Below are 14109 nucleotides of genomic sequence, written 5' to 3'. Positions count from 1 at the left end.
TATGAATGGGATGGCCGATACGCCGGGTTTTGTCGCGCCGAAGCGGGACGGTCATCTATCTACGACTGCCGTTGCCGGCAGCCTCTAGCGGTCCACCCGACTGCATGGGGCGAACAGCCCTCATAACGCAGTCTGTCTGACCTTGCTCCGAGTGGGGTTTACCTAGCCATCCCGGTCACCCGGGACACTGGTGGTCTCTTACACCACCGTTTCACCCTTACCAGGAAGCCTGGCGGTCTATTTTCTGTGGCACTGGCCTGCGGGTCACCCCGAGTGGGCGTTACCCACCACCCTGTTCTGTGGAGCCCGGACGTTCCTCGGGACAATTACTTGCCACGCGACCGTCTGGCCATCCCATTCATTAACCATTCTAGCCCCGGCAGTTTGCCTCACCCGACATGCGTTGCGAGCGCTTCGCCACAGGCGAAGCCAATTGCCGCCCGGCCAAAGGGACAGATCGTGCCATTGTCCCTCAAACGGGGATTCCTCGCCGTCCTCAGATAAGCTGGAAGGCGTGCTTATTTTGTTGCCACCTTCAGAAGGTAAAACCGCTCATGCTGAAGGTTCTCCGTTCAACCTTGCCGACCTCTCGTTCCCTGAACTGAGCGATGATCGCCATCAAGTGCTCGGAGCCTTGTCAGAGGTTTCTGGCCGTGCGGATGCCATGGATGTCTTGGGGGTTGGCGCTTCCTTGGCGAACGAAGTCGCTCGCAATCTCAATTTGCACTTGGAACCTGCCGCCAAGGCCCACGACATTTATTCTGGCGTGCTCTTTGAAGCACTGGGATATTCGACGCTCAGCCCTGAAGCGCAACGGCGCGCTGATCAGAGCGTCGTCGTGATATCCGCGCTATGGGGTGCGGTGCGCTTTGCCGACCGCATTCCCCCATACCGGCTGTCCATGTCCGTGAAATTGGAGCCCCTGGGCAAGCTTGCCAGCTGGTGGAAAAAGCGGCTCGCCACGATCCTCGATGAAGCCGCTGCAGACCAGCTGGTCATTGATGCCCGCTCCAGCACCTATGCGGCCGCCTATAAGCCAGGTCACGGCAACAGCATTGCCATCAATGTTTTCCAACTGCGCAACGGCGTGCCGAAAGTCGTTTCCCATTTTGCCAAGCACACCCGTGGCGAGGTTGCCCGGTTCCTGGTCCAGCAAGAGACCGAGCCAGCGACTGCCGATGAGCTGGTCCAACTGATTAGATCCAAGTGGGAGGCGTCTCTCGTCCAAGACAAGAAAGGACGAGCACTGAACATCTTGCTGCCCGAAGACCACCAGTTCACCACCGCCAAATAGCTCAGCGGACTCTGGCCACTTCCTGGAGATTCCACTGGGACGGCTATGCCCATCGTCGGCAAGTCGCAAAACCGCTGGGCCTTTTAATTTCCCGCTGAGGCCGGTGCTGCGACCAGTTCCACTTCGAAGCCGGCTTGATCCTCTAAATAGGCCGCGTAGTGATCGGAGCCTCCGGCATGCGGATGCTTGTCCGCAAACATCATGGTGAATCCATGGTTCAGGGCATCAGTTGCAATGGTTTCAACTAGCTGTGCGCTCGGCAGGCTGAAAGCCAGATGATTCAACCCCGGCAAGCGCCGATCATGATGTTCATGCCGGACATCCGGCCCGGATTCCAAAACGATGTAATGGCTGCCGTGCTGATAGCTTATGCCGTTGTCCCATTGCGATTGGATGCGATAGCCAAGCCGCGTCAGCAGCCAGCCCAGCGATGCCGTACTCGTTGCCAAATCGTCGACCCAGATTTCCAAATGATGCAGCATGCCCGTGCCCAACTACGTAGTCCGTCTAATGGCTGATGAAGCTACGGCACCAGACCTGAGATCGGTACAACCGATCGATCGTCATCGCCGGGCAGCCAACCCAAGGCGGATCCGCCGATGCCTTGGCGCCTTGCACGTAACGCCGGTCAGCTACACCAGGCTAATCGTTCTCATGCTTTGCACGATGCGAGTATTCGAAATCTTCTGCCGGTGATTCACAGTCAACAATGGGACACACCGCTCCGGATTCCCGGCCGAAGCGCTGGAATATCCCCCGGGAGTGAATCCAGGAGGGCATCCAGAACCTTTGTTCGCGGCGGCCCCAAGCCGATTCTCGTGCGGATCAGCCAGACAATCAAGTTGACCGCTTTTGGCCCGACTATGGAGTCAGGACGAAATCCCAAGGATCCGAGTTGATTTGCGAAATCTCAATCTCCACCGGATGACCCAAATCATTGAGCACGTTCCCCAAGGCGCGGGCTCCCGCCGATAGCCACACCCACTCGGAGGCAAAGTGAGATACATCGATAAGGTACGGGAACCCGCCATTGGCTGCTTCGCGTGCTTCGCTCGCCGGGTGGTGGCGCAAATCTGCCGTGACGTACACGTCCGCTTGGTGCGAGCGCACTGCGTCAAAGAGCGAATCGCCAGCGCCGCCGCATAACGCGACCTTGCGGATAATCCCGGTGCGGTCTCCAGCAACTCGAACGCCACCGGCAACTGCAGGAAGCACGGTGTAAACACGTTCCGCGAAGTCTTCGAGTTTCATAGGCTTCTCAAGGAAACCCACACGCCCCAATCCTTCCTCAGGCAGGCCGTCCTTGGAATCAACCAGCGGAACGCACTCCTTGAGCCCGAAGGCGTCGGCCAATGCGTCATTGACTCCCCCGATGGCACTATCCGCGTTGGTATGCGCGGTTAATAATGCGGTACCGGTCTCGATGAGTCGGTGGATCGCTTCGCCTTTGAAGCTCGTGCCAGCCACCTGGGTGACTCCGCGCAAGAGCAGCGGGTGGTGAGTGATCAGCAGATCGGCCCCACGCTCGATCGCATCTTCAATCACCTCCAGGGTCGGATCCACTGCCATGACGACTTTCGAAACCTGCTGGCCGGTACGTCCGGTTACTAGCCCTACGGCGTCCCAGTCCTCAGCTAAGGAATGGGGCCAAAGCTCTTCCACTGCTTCAAGGACGTTACCCAAGGTGGTTGGTGCCGGGGAGGTTGCATCTTCCGTCGGCTTCGCGTCATCTTCGGTCACGGGCTTAAGCGCAGCAGCGTCCGGGGTTGGGGTCTTCTTCCCCGGTTCTTGCGAGTTGTTTGCCTTGCTCTGCATATGCACCACCCTACGCGTTGACAATAGGGATGGAACAGAATGCAACGCCGCATCGTTATGAACTATGTGAGTATTCTCAGCCTTCAATCACCACATCAATTCAGTCCAACGCTGCAGCTTGAAGAGACCGAGCTGACAACTTTCGTCTTGGCGGGAGGTTGCTTCTGGTGCCTGGATGCGGTCTACCAGCGCACCCGCGGCGTTCACGCAGTGATCTCCGGATACATCGGCGGACACACCAGCAATCCCGACTATCGGCAGGTGTGCACCGGAACGACCGGCCATGCCGAAGGCGTCGCCGTCATCTTTGACCCACAGGTTGTGCCAGCCGAAGTCATCTTGGACATGTTCTTCACCGTTCATGACCCCACGACGCTCAACCGCCAGGGGTACGACGTGGGCACCCAGTATCGTTCGGCGATGTTCCCGCTCGACGACCAGCAACGCAAGCTGTTTACTGCGTCCATGGAAAAATTCGGGCCTTTATACCCTAATCCGATCGTCACCACCATAGAAGAGTCCAAAGATTTCTACCTGGCGGAGCAAATACACCAGGATTATTACTCCGCGAACCAAGATGTCGGATATTGTCGCGTGATTATTGACCCGAAACTCGCAAAGGTCAGGAAATATTACGCTCAATGGCTAAATGAAGCCTAGGTTGACGAATCGCCTACTAGGGTTGGATACGAACCTCCAAGGTGTCCGCGCCATTGAGCCGGTCATCTGCAAGTAACTCGCCGCCAGCAATCGCGGCCGCAATGAGTCACGTAAGGACTGCATAGAAGATGGGCAAGATTTACAACAACGTCACCGAAGTTATCGGCCGCACCCCGCTGGTGAAGCTGAACCGACTCGATGAGGGCTTGGCCGGCAACATCGCCGTAAAGCTGGAATTCTACAACCCAGCCAACTCCGTCAAGGACCGCATCGGTGTTGCAATCGTTGACGCCGCCGAGAAGTCCGGCGCGCTGAAGCCAGGCGGCACCATCGTCGAAGGCACCTCCGGCAACACCGGTATCGCCCTGGCCATGGTCGGCGCTGCTCGCGGTTACAAAGTCATCTTGACTATGCCTGAAACCATGTCCACCGAACGTCGTGTCATGCTCCGCGCTTTCGGTGCCGAGATCGTGCTGACCCCGGGTGCCGATGGCATGCGTGGAGCCGTGGAGAAGGCCAAGGAGATCGTCGCAACTTCTGACAACGCCGTCTGGGCACAGCAATTCGCCAACACCGCCAACCCCCAAATCCACTCGGATACCACCGGCCCTGAAATCTGGGACGACACCGAAGGCAAGATCGACATCCTCGTTGCCGGTATCGGCACCGGCGGCACCATTACCGGTGCTGGCCGCTACCTGAAGGACAAGAACCCCAACCTGAAGATCGTCGCTGTTGAGCCAAAGGATTCGCCAATCCTCAATGGCGGCAAGCCAGGCCCGCACAAGATCCAAGGCCTGGGCGCAAACTTCATCCCAGAGGTTCTCGATACCGATCTGTACGACGAAGTTCTTGATGCAAGCATCGAAGACTCGGTCTCCACCGCGCGCTCGTTGGGCGTCAAGGAAGGCATTCTCGGTGGCATCTCTGCCGGTGCCGCTGTTTGGGGCGCACTGCAGATCGCTGCTCGCGAAGAGAATGCCGGCAAGCAGATCGTTGCCATCATTCCCGACTTCGGTGAGCGCTACATCTCCACCCTGCTGTTTGATGACATCCGCGGCTAAATTAGTTTCGGCAATCTAGAATAAATCGGCGCGAGCCACCGTTGGGTCTAATAGAGGCCCAAATCGGTGCGGCTCGTGCCGATTTGCTGTGTGACGTCAGACGATTCCACCACAGCGAAACGTAAACCCTAAGGTAGTATTCATGAGTTTTTTCTCCCGGCTGCGTGAAGACCTGGCCACAGCTCGACAGCATGATCCTGCGGCACGCAGCGATACCGAAAACTTTTTCGTGTATTCCGGGTTGCATGCCATCTGGATGCACCGGTTGGCTCACAAGATGTGGCAAAATCCATCCCTGAAATGGCCCGCCCGACTCCTGTCCCAGGCCACCCGCGCACTCACGGGCATCGAGATCCATCCTGGCGCCACCATCGGCCGCCGCTTCTTCATCGACCACGGCATGGGCATCGTCATCGGCGAAACTGCAGAAATCGGCGACGACGTCATGCTGTATCACGGGGTGACCCTCGGCGGACGGTCCCTGGCCAAGGTCAAGCGTCACCCGACCATCGGCGACCGCGTAGTTATCGGCGCCGGGGCCAAGGTGCTTGGCCCCATCGTGATTGGTGCTGACTCAGCAATCGGCGCCAACGCCGTGGTGGTCAAGGACGCCCCGGAGGGATCCATCGTCACCGGAATCCCTGCGCAGAATCGTCCACGCAAGCCTGAAGAGCGCAAGCCGGCTGTCGACCCTGCCGAGTACATCGATCCAGCGATGTGGATCTGATTCAGGTTCAGCCCAAAAACGAATGGCCGATGTTCCCATCGGCCATTCGTGCATTAAGGCTCTACTCGCCTAGCTGGTGAGCAGTCTTGCTGCCATCGGCCAGTTCAACGATTTCGTCGTCCTCGCTCTGCGGCTGGGAGCCGAGCTTGCCCTTGGTCAGCTTCTGCATGATCATTGCCACCGCGCCATCACCCGTCACGTTGGTGGCGGTACCGAAGCTATCAAGCGCGATGTAAGCGGCGAACATGAGTCCAACTTCCACCTCTCCGAAACCGAGCATCTGGCCCAGCAGGCCGGCAGCCGCGGCAATGGCGCCGCCGGGAACACCCGGAGCGGCAATCATCATGACGCCGAGCATCAGGATGAATGGGAAGTACGCCCCGAAATTGACATCACCACCAGTGAGCAGCAGAACTGCGATCGAGAAGCAGGTGATTTTCACCATCGATCCCGAGAGGTGAATGGTCGCACACAGGGGAACTACAAATCCGGCCACAGCATCAGAGACGCCGTTCTTCTTGGCCGAAGCAAGCGTGACCGGAATCGTCGCTGCCGATGACGAGGTACCAAGGGCGGTGAAGTACGCATCGCGCATTCCCCACAAGGCTGACAATGGATTGCGCTTGTTCATCGCACCGGCAATCGAGTACTGGATGAGCAGCACCACGAGGGTCAAGGCGAATGACACCACGGCAACCAGCAGGAATTTGGTGACCACGGTAATGGCACTGCCACTGGCCGAAAGATCCATGAAAATGCCGAAGATGAACAAGGGCAACGCTGGGACGACAACGCGACGAATCACGAGCTCAATGACGGTTCGGAACTCAACTACGCCGCGGAAAAGGACTTTGGATCGGAACGCGGTCAGGCCCAGGCCCAGAATGAAGGCCAAGACCAGAGCTGTCATCACATCCAAGGCAGGCGGAAGGACAATTTCAGTGGCTGAATCCCCGGCGCTGGACGCAAGGGTGACAAAAGGCTCGAATCCGGACCCTTCCCCTTCACCGATGGCTTCCAACCCGCCGCCGGACAACGACTGGGTAAAGAGCCAGCGGCTTACGAAGTACGCAAGAAGGCCTGCGAAAATGGTCGAACCGTAGGCAATCACTGCGGTGATGCCAAGCCATTTGCCGGCGCCTTTACCCAGCTCGGCAATCGCGGGGGCCACGAGACCAAAGATAATCAGCGGAACCACGAAGCTCAGGAAGCCCGAGAAAATCGAATTGTAGGTCAGGAACAGGCTTCCCAACCATGCAGGCATGACGGGGCCCAATAAGACGCCCAGGATGATGGCGACAAGCACCCAGCCAAGCAAGGGAATGGATTTCAGCAGCTTCATGAAGGTCCTTTTGGTGGTTGGAGAAGACAGCGTTCAGTCGTAATGCTACTAATGTGTCGCAGCACACGCCTCGATAATGATAATGCGACATCAGGCAAGCTTGAAATACTGTGAATCGCTAGGGAATTCCGAGAATAGCGCTGCTTATCGAATATTTCCCATCATTCCCAAGCCGAACCTCGGAAATCTTCGGCGCGCTGGCGCTGACTGCGGCCTCTGCAGAATAATTGCATCATTGTCCCACTTCCGCCGCTTTTGCAGAATTAAGCAATTAATCCACTTGCATCGAGCCTGCTGGCCTCACCTGCCTCACGGCGAGCGCCTTGCCATCACCCCCATGCAGCGCGAAACCCGCCCCGGCATGGAGATCCCTCACCATCAGCAGTACCCGCGAGGCCTGCCAATTAGTAATGTTGGCATTATGAACCAGCATCCTGCCGACACCCATGACATGATTCGAGTCCGTCAAGCGAGGGAAAACAACCTCAAGGGCATCGACCTTGACATTCCCAAGCGCCGCATCACGGCCTTCACCGGTGTTTCAGGTTCCGGGAAGTCATCATTGGTCTTCGGGACCATTGCCGCTGAGTCGCAGCGCTTGATCAACGAAACATACACGTCGTTCATCCAAACCTTCATGCCATCGATGCCGCGACCCGATGTCGAGGTTCTGGAGAATTTGTCGGCAGCGATCGTCGTTGACCAGGAGCGCATGGGTTCCAACTCGCGTTCCACCGTAGGCACGGCCACCGATGCCTATTCGCTTTTGCGCGTACTGTTCTCGCGCTATTCAGTTCCGAGCGCAGGAGGAGCCGGTGCCTACTCGTTTAATCTCGGACAGGGCGCCTGTTCGATGTGCGAAGGCTTTGGCACCGAGGCCAGCATCGATCTGGATGAATTGCTCGACTGGGACAAGACGTTGAACGAAGGCGCCATCAAGGCGCCGAACTTCGCCCCCGGCGCGTGGCTTTGGCAGACCCTAACGGCTGGCACGCAAGCGGATCTGGAGGTCAAGCTCAAAGACATGCCGCAAGAGATGCTGGACCGGTTGCTCTATGCACAAGACGGCAAGGTCAAGCTCAATGGCGCCAACATGAGCTACTCCGGGCTGATCACCCGCATCAAGTCCAACTACATCCTCTCCGGCAGGGAAATCAAGCAGGCCCACATCCGGGAATGGATCGAACGCATCTCAACCACAGCGCCGTGTGCGGCTTGTGGAGGCTCCCGGTTGGGCGACAAAGCGCGTGCCTCGCAGATCAATTCTTTGGGTATTGCCGATATGACTTCCATGCAGGTCTCGGAACTTGTCGATGAACTGGCGAAGATCACGATTGCCGATGCCGCTCCCTTGATTGCGAATCTCAGGGCGGTGCTCACTTCAATGGTGGAATTGGGTTTGGGATATCTTTCGCTTGATCGCCCTTCCGGCACGCTCTCCGGCGGCGAGGCCCAGCGCGTGAAGATGATCCGGCATCTGGGCAGCGCACTCTCGGACGTCACCTACGTCTTTGACGAGCCCACGGTGGGGCTGCATCCGCACGATATCCAGCGGATGAATGGACTGCTGGCCAACCTGCGGGACAAGGGCAATACCGTGCTCGTCGTGGAGCATAAGCCCGAGGTCATCAAGATCGCCGACCACGTGGTCGACTTGGGTCCGGGAGCTGGAACCCATGGTGGAACCCTGTGCTACAGCGGAAACGTCCCAGGGTTGCTGGACAGCGGCTCTCTTACCGGCCAGCACTTCTCCAGCCGTGTTCCCCTCAAGACCGAAACCCGGTCGGCGACCGGCGCTTTGGAAATCCGCGGTGCTTCGACGCATAACCTCAAGAAGGTTGATGTTGATATTCCCACCGGGGTCTTGTGCGCTGTCACCGGCGTTGCCGGCTCGGGCAAGTCCACGCTGATTCATTCCACGATTTCCAAGCGCGAGGATGTCGCGGTTGTTGATCAAAGCGCCATTCGAGGCTCGCGACGTTCCAACCCGGCGACGTATACCGGGATCATGGATCCGATTCGTGCCGCCTTCGCCAAAGCCAATTCGGTTAAGCCGGCCCTGTTCAGCGCAAATTCCGAGGGCGCGTGCCCGAACTGCAAGGGCGTTGGGTTCACTTATACGGATCTGGTGTCGATGGCCGGGGTGGCTCTTCCCTGCGAAGTCTGCGAGGGCACACGCTTTACCGCCGAGGTATTGGACTACACCTTGGACGGGCTGAACATCAGCGAGGTATTGGATCTGAGCATGGAAGAGGCGCTGGAACAACTGAAGATCCCTAAGGCCAAGCCCATGCTCAAGCGCTTGAACCAGGTCGGCCTCGGATACCTCAAGCTCGGTCAGCGGCTGAGCACGCTCTCCGGCGGCGAGCGCCAGCGCATCAAGCTCGCGATCAACCTCGGCAAGGGCTCTGGAACCTACGTGCTCGATGAACCGACCACGGGTTTGCATATGGCCGATGTCCAGAACCTGCTGGGCCTGCTCGATGAAATGGTCGATGAAGGCAATACCGTCATTGTCATCGAGCACCACTTGGCCGTTGTCGCTCATGCCGACTGGGTGATCGATCTGGGGCCAGGTGCCGGCCACGAAGGCGGTCAGATCGTCTTTGAAGGAACTCCCGCGGCCCTGAGCGCCTCGGGCACCCTGACCGGAATCCACCTGAACGAATATATAGGCGGCAGCAATTGAGCATCACTTTACGGAAGCCGGTATCGAAGGACGCTGTAGAACTCGCCACCTTGCATGTCGAGTGCTGGAAGCAGACGTACAGCCAGCTGTTGCCAGTGGGCTACTTCACCGCGGAGCACCTTGAGCAGCGGATCAGCATGTGGCACAGACTCCTTGGCGATTCCCATCCCGGAGTCCGGATTGCCGTGGCTAGCGACAGGCAGGATCGCCTGGTCGGCTTCTCCTTTTCCGCGCCATTGCCCAAGGACGCGATCCATCTCCCCGACGGGATCGAACGCCAGCTCTACAACCTGTACGTCTTGAATGACCATCACGGCTCGGGCACGGGCCAGCAACTGCTGGAGGCCGTACTTGGCGATGAGCCTGCGATGCTGTGGGTGGCGGAAAAGAATCCCCGCGCCATCGCGTTCTACCGGCGAAATGGCTTTGCCTTTGATGGCCTGGTCGAACAAGACCCCACGGCCCCGCTGATCACTGACGCGCGCATGGTGCGATTGCCAGAAGCGGCTGGAGCCAAAGCCTAAACTCCCCTGCGATCAACCGCTGGGTTAACCGCCTGTGGGGCCAACCGGAGATTTCCGGTTGGCCCCACGAGCATTGGTTCTCGCGTGCTTGGCCCTACTAGATGCGTACGAGCATCTTGCCGGTGTTTGCGCCGCCCATCATGTCCAGGAAGGCCTGGACGGTGTTTTCGATGCCATCAACGATGGTCTCGTCATAGGCGATCTTGCCTTCTGCGAACCACTGTCCCATGAGCTGGGAGAATTCTTCGCCGTAGTTCAGGTAGCTGGACAAGGTGAAGCCCTGCAGCTTCAGCCCTCGGGTGATCAAGTTGGCCATGTTCTGCGGGCCCGGGGTTGGCTCAGTGGTGTTGTAGCTGGCGATGGCTCCGCATAGCGCTGCGCGTCCGCCGTCGTTGAAGGCAGCCAACGCGGCTTCGAGGTGGTCTCCGCCGACGTTGTCGAAGAAGACGTCGATGCCTTCAGGGGCAGCAGCTGCCAGCTGGCCGCGAACGTCGCCGTCCTTGTAATTGAAGGCGGCGTCGTAGCCGTACTTGCTGGTGAGCAGTTCGACCTTTTCCGCGCTGCCTGCGGAGCCGATAACGCGCTTGGCTCCTATGAGCTTGGCGATCTGCCCGGCGGCGGTGCCCACGGCGCCTGCCGCGCCGGAGATGAATACGGTTTCGCCTTCAACCAGGCCGGCGATGGCCTTCAGGCCAACGTACGCGGTCAGTCCGGTCATGCCCAGGATATGCAGGCGCAGGGAGCTTGGCACGCCTGGAAGATCAGGGATCTGCTTGAAGTTCGCGGCCGGGCCCTGCGCCAGTTCGGACCAGCCGAGCTGGTGCAGGACAAGGGTGCCTTCAGGAAGCGAGCTGTCCTGGGATGCGATGACGCGGCCTACCGCGCCACCGGAGATCTGTTCGCCGATCTGGAATGGCTTCACGTACGAGCGGGTGTCATTCATTCGCCCGCGCATGTATGGGTCGACGGAAATGAATTCATTGCGTACCCGTACTTCGCCGGCGGCCAGCTCTACGAGTTCCACATGCTCGACGCTGAAGTTTTCATCAGTGGGCCATCCGGTAGGGCGGCTTGCGAGGTGGATCTGGGTGCTGGTGGTTTCGCTCATGGTGTTGAGTACCTTTCCTTATTCGAATTTTTTCGGGTGTGAAAATCTAGAGTGCTACGCCGATGGACAGGGCGATCACCGCGAGCAGGGGGAAGACGCCTTGCTTGATGGCGGCCGATGCCTTGGATGGGCTGGAGAGGATCAGGACCAAAGCTGCCAAGAGCATTGATCCGGTTCCGGTGAAGACCAGGGTCGATCCGATGGTTGGCTGTCCTGCGATGTGGAAGATGACGCCGGCAAAGGTGGCGATGGCCAGAAAGAGATTATAGAAGCCCTGGTTGAAGGCCATCTCTTTAGTGGCTTCGGCTTCGGCCTGGCTGGAACCGAAGGTGGCGCGAACCTTGGGAGTGGTCCACCACAGGGATTCCATGAGGAAGATGTACACGTGAAGCAGTGCAGCCAAGGTTGCCAGCACGAGGGAAGTGATGATCATGTGGAACAGCTCCTGGAATTTCTAGCGGAACAAGTATTCTGTAACGTCCATTTCAATATATACTGTAATGGTCGTTTCCGAAAGCAGAAAGGTATGTGATGGCAAGAACACTAGCCTTTGACAGCACCACAGTCATCAAAAATGCACGATCGCTATTCTGGGCCAAGGGTTTTGAGGCCGCCTCGATCCCGGACCTTGAAGCAGCTACCGGACTAAGCCGTTCGAGCATCTACAATTCATTTGGATCAAAGCGAGGACTCTTCGACGCTGCAGTCCAAAGCTACCTCGATGAAATCGTCAGACCGCGCCTCCAGCCCTTCATGGCTGAGCAAGTCAGCGCCACGGCACTTACCGAATACCTCGACGGATTGATCGCCGTCTTCAGCCAGCCAGAGGCACTGCCAACCTGCAATGGATGCCTGCTGATCAACGCCGCCAGCTCACCGCTGTCCGCCGACTCGCACGTTTCCCAGGTCGTACAGGAATACCGCGAAGAATTAGAAGCCGCCTTCAGCCGAGGCATCCACGCAGGGCACCCTGGACTCGAACCAGCAGTACAGCAGCGCTTGGCCTCCACAATTACGGGCCTGATCGTTGCCTCCTTCGCGCTCGTCCGGATCGCACCAGCGCAAGCCAGCAAGTTGCTTGAGGACGCCAAAACACTCGTCGCCTGCCAGAGATGAATAGCCAGAACGTCGCCGGAAACGACAGTGAACCCCGTTGCCCCAGCTCATGATTGGGACAACGGGGTTCAGCTCTATGACAACCCTGTTGGAAATTATGTTCTACTGGCCTCCAGGACCTCCGCCCTGGCTACCCATGCCGCCACCCATTCCGGACTGGAACTCCCCTGCAGTAGCCGTGGCGACCTCGGTCGCGTCAGCAATGCTGCCCGCCCCCAGACCTGCATCAACGTCAGCGGTTCCCCCGGTGTAGATGCTGTAGGTCTCGCCATCGACAATCACCGAGCTGGAGTACACCACATTCGCAGTAGCCTTCGACGCCACGAAGCTGGCTACCACTTCGCCACTGGAGTCGACGATGTGAATGGCAGTTCCTGCATCAACGGTTGTTCCCAGGGAGGCCTGCACACCGGACTGCTTGGAAGTATCGCTCAGCCCCTCGGCCATACCGTCACTACCCGCGGCGATGAGCACGCCACCATCCACGGTGATATCGCCATTTGAGTCCAGAGCCCCATTGCCACCATTGGTCGGCCCGTTCACTACGGTAGTGCCGCCGGTTATGGAGATATCGCCGTTGGAATCCAGCCCGTCGCCTTCCGCTGTGACGGTAACCTTGCCGCCGGTGATGTTCAGGTGAGCATCCTGCGCTGCGTCCATGCCTCCGCCACCCTGCGCGCTGGTATCGGTGCTGCCAGCGGTCGCATTGGCCCCGTCATCAGTGGCGGTCACGTTGACTGTCGCCCCCGAGAGGTTGATCGTTGGCGCTTCCAGCCCTTCATTGGACTTGCTGACCGTTGCAGCTCCTCCACTGAGGGTCAGCAGCTGTTCGGCCTTGATTCCGTCGTCATCGGCCGCCACGGATAGCTGGCCACCATATTGGTGCAGCCAGCCGCGATCGGCATCGGTGTCATTAGTCGACTTGATGCCATCGCCCTCAGCCGTAATATTGACGTCACCGCCCAATAGGGCCACATAATCCTTGCCCTTGATTCCGTCATCTGCCGCGCTGACGGTTACGTCTCCCGAAGCGAGGACCAAACCATCCTTGCTAGAGATGCCATCTTGGTAGTTGCCCTTGACGTCCAAAGAGCCTTCACCGGCGATGGTCAGGTCGGCCATCGAATAAATAGCTGCATTGGCGGCGCCATCTGCGGTATCCGCGTATGTACTCGCGTCGGATACCGAGTTGCTCGTGCCCTTTTCCAGGTAGAGCAAGGTCTCGTTGGACGCATCTACTTCAATCGCCGAACCGGTCGAATTAGTGATCGAAGCATTATCCAGAATGATTCGAACTACGTCTTCTTCGCCAGCCGCGACAACAATCTTGCCGTCGCTCAGCGAACCGGATAGCCGGTAGGTTCCTGCGCCACTGATCGTGACCGTGCCTTCATCAACCGAGACCTTATCCGCGTCGGTTCCCGAGGCCTTGGTGCCGTCATCAGCGAGTGAAACGCTCGTTTCGGAGTCCGCGTCCCACTTGAGATCGTCTTCGTCATAGTGAGTATCTTCCGAAATGTCACTGGCCGAGGCGGTCGTGGTATCAGCGGATGCGGCGCTGCTCTCAGCAACCGTGGCGGCAGTGCTGGCACTGCTGGTTGCATCGATGACGTCGGAAACGGTGGTGCCGCTTCCAGTCGTTGCGCAGCCGGCCATCGTCAGGGCCAGGGACAAGGCGGCAACTGAACTCAGTGCCATAGTTCGAAATGAGCGTTTCATGAGCATTCTTTCTACATATAAATTCGGAATACCAGCAATTTAATTTTGCTT

The 14109-nt window shown here is 58.4% G+C and carries 13 protein-coding genes and 1 other RNA gene; 7 read left to right on the top strand and 7 right to left on the bottom strand.

Annotated features, from left to right (window positions below; translation table 11 throughout):
- Nucleotides 1-2: 2 nt before the first annotated feature.
- Nucleotides 3-357, bottom strand: an RNA gene (rnpB, locus tag OF385_RS07465) — RNase P RNA component class A.
- Nucleotides 358-526: 169 nt separating this feature from the next.
- Between rnpB and OF385_RS07460 the strand changes: the two genes are divergently transcribed.
- Nucleotides 527-1294, top strand: a complete 768-nt coding sequence (locus OF385_RS07460; protein ID WP_319019275.1) for a peroxide stress protein YaaA — start codon at nt 527-529, stop codon at nt 1292-1294.
- Nucleotides 1295-1377: 83 nt separating this feature from the next.
- Here OF385_RS07460 and OF385_RS07455 read toward each other — a convergent pair whose 3' ends face one another.
- Together OF385_RS07455 and OF385_RS07450 are read right to left on the bottom strand one after the other, a co-directional pair.
- Nucleotides 1378-1788, bottom strand: a complete 411-nt coding sequence (locus OF385_RS07455; protein ID WP_264277694.1) for a VOC family protein — start codon at nt 1786-1788, stop codon at nt 1378-1380.
- A gap of 367 nt (nt 1789-2155) precedes the next feature.
- Entirely contained in the window at nt 2156-3109 is a 954-nt protein-coding gene (locus OF385_RS07450) for a Nif3-like dinuclear metal center hexameric protein (RefSeq protein WP_264277693.1), read from the bottom strand.
- Between the two features lie 132 nt (nt 3110-3241).
- On the opposite strand from OF385_RS07450, the gene msrA reads away from it, so the two are divergent.
- The 3 genes from msrA (at nt 3242) to epsC (ending at nt 5560) form a co-directional block, all read left to right on the top strand.
- Nucleotides 3242-3769: a peptide-methionine (S)-S-oxide reductase MsrA gene (msrA, locus tag OF385_RS07445; protein WP_264277876.1), complete on the top strand. Its 528-nt coding sequence runs from the start codon at nt 3242-3244 to the stop codon at nt 3767-3769.
- A 128-nt stretch (nt 3770-3897) separates the two neighbouring features.
- Nucleotides 3898-4833 carry a cysteine synthase A gene (gene cysK / locus OF385_RS07440; RefSeq protein WP_264277692.1) on the top strand — a complete coding sequence of 312 codons (936 nt, stop codon included), beginning with the start codon at nt 3898-3900 and terminating at the stop codon, nt 4831-4833.
- Nucleotides 4834-4975: 142 nt separating this feature from the next.
- Nucleotides 4976-5560, top strand: coding sequence for a serine O-acetyltransferase EpsC (gene epsC, locus OF385_RS07435; RefSeq protein ID WP_264277691.1), 585 nt, complete (start codon nt 4976-4978; stop codon nt 5558-5560).
- Nucleotides 5561-5621: 61 nt separating this feature from the next.
- Here epsC and OF385_RS07430 read toward each other — a convergent pair whose 3' ends face one another.
- Nucleotides 5622-6902, bottom strand: coding sequence for a dicarboxylate/amino acid:cation symporter (locus OF385_RS07430; protein WP_264277690.1), 1281 nt, complete (start codon nt 6900-6902; stop codon nt 5622-5624).
- 421 nt (nt 6903-7323) lie between these two features.
- On the opposite strand from OF385_RS07430, the gene OF385_RS07425 reads away from it, so the two are divergent.
- A complete protein-coding gene (locus OF385_RS07425) occupies nt 7324-9591 on the top strand; it encodes an excinuclease ABC subunit UvrA (protein WP_264277689.1) in 2268 nt (755 codons plus the stop codon).
- Nucleotides 9588-10115 (top strand): GNAT family N-acetyltransferase, encoded by a 528-nt coding sequence (locus tag OF385_RS07420; protein WP_264277688.1) that lies wholly within the window; start codon nt 9588-9590, stop codon nt 10113-10115. The genes OF385_RS07425 and OF385_RS07420 overlap by 4 nt, the downstream gene beginning before the upstream one ends.
- Nucleotides 10116-10212: 97 nt before the next feature.
- Here OF385_RS07420 and OF385_RS07415 read toward each other — a convergent pair whose 3' ends face one another.
- Both OF385_RS07415 and OF385_RS07410 read right to left on the bottom strand, forming a co-directional pair.
- Complete coding sequence (locus tag OF385_RS07415; RefSeq protein WP_264277687.1) at nt 10213-11223, bottom strand: NADP-dependent oxidoreductase; 1011 nt, start codon at nt 11221-11223, stop codon at nt 10213-10215.
- Nucleotides 11224-11269: 46 nt separating this feature from the next.
- Nucleotides 11270-11656 carry a DUF1304 domain-containing protein gene (locus OF385_RS07410; protein WP_264277686.1) on the bottom strand — a complete coding sequence of 129 codons (387 nt, stop codon included), beginning with the start codon at nt 11654-11656 and terminating at the stop codon, nt 11270-11272.
- Between the two features lie 98 nt (nt 11657-11754).
- Here OF385_RS07410 and OF385_RS07405 point away from each other — a divergent pair, with 98 nt between their 5' ends.
- On the top strand, nt 11755-12339 hold the full coding sequence (locus OF385_RS07405; RefSeq protein WP_264277685.1) for a TetR/AcrR family transcriptional regulator: 585 nt from the start codon (nt 11755-11757) through the stop codon (nt 12337-12339).
- Between the two features lie 102 nt (nt 12340-12441).
- Here the strand turns inward: OF385_RS07405 and OF385_RS07400 are convergent, their stop codons facing one another.
- Nucleotides 12442-14037: a carbohydrate-binding domain-containing protein gene (locus tag OF385_RS07400; protein ID WP_264277684.1), complete on the bottom strand. Its 1596-nt coding sequence runs from the start codon at nt 14035-14037 to the stop codon at nt 12442-12444.
- Between the last annotated feature and the right edge of the window lie 72 nt (nt 14038-14109).

The sequence above is a fragment of the Glutamicibacter sp. JL.03c genome, from assembly GCF_025854375.1.
Classification (GTDB): Bacteria; Actinomycetota; Actinomycetes; order Actinomycetales; family Micrococcaceae; genus Glutamicibacter.
Note: the sequence above shows the minus strand (reverse complement) of the source record. Positions and strands in the feature narration are given on the sequence as shown.

Excerpts from the sequence above, each read along its gene's own strand:
- OF385_RS07430 (WP_264277690.1), bottom strand. The coding sequence starts at position 6,902 with ATGAAGCTGCTGAAATCCATTCCCTTGCTTGGCTGGGTGCTTGTCGCC.
- epsC (WP_264277691.1), top strand. The coding sequence starts at position 4,976 with ATGAGTTTTTTCTCCCGGCTGCGTGAAGACCTGGCCACAGCTCGACAG.
- OF385_RS07415 (WP_264277687.1), bottom strand. The coding sequence starts at position 11,223 with ATGAGCGAAACCACCAGCACCCAGATCCACCTCGCAAGCCGCCCTACC.
- OF385_RS07405 (WP_264277685.1), top strand. The coding sequence starts at position 11,755 with ATGGCAAGAACACTAGCCTTTGACAGCACCACAGTCATCAAAAATGCA.
- OF385_RS07400 (WP_264277684.1), bottom strand. The coding sequence starts at position 14,037 with ATGGCACTGAGTTCAGTTGCCGCCTTGTCCCTGGCCCTGACGATGGCC.
- cysK (WP_264277692.1), top strand. The coding sequence starts at position 3,898 with ATGGGCAAGATTTACAACAACGTCACCGAAGTTATCGGCCGCACCCCG.
- OF385_RS07410 (WP_264277686.1), bottom strand. The coding sequence starts at position 11,656 with ATGATCATCACTTCCCTCGTGCTGGCAACCTTGGCTGCACTGCTTCAC.
- OF385_RS07450 (WP_264277693.1), bottom strand. The coding sequence starts at position 3,109 with ATGCAGAGCAAGGCAAACAACTCGCAAGAACCGGGGAAGAAGACCCCA.
- OF385_RS07425 (WP_264277689.1), top strand. The coding sequence starts at position 7,324 with ATGAACCAGCATCCTGCCGACACCCATGACATGATTCGAGTCCGTCAA.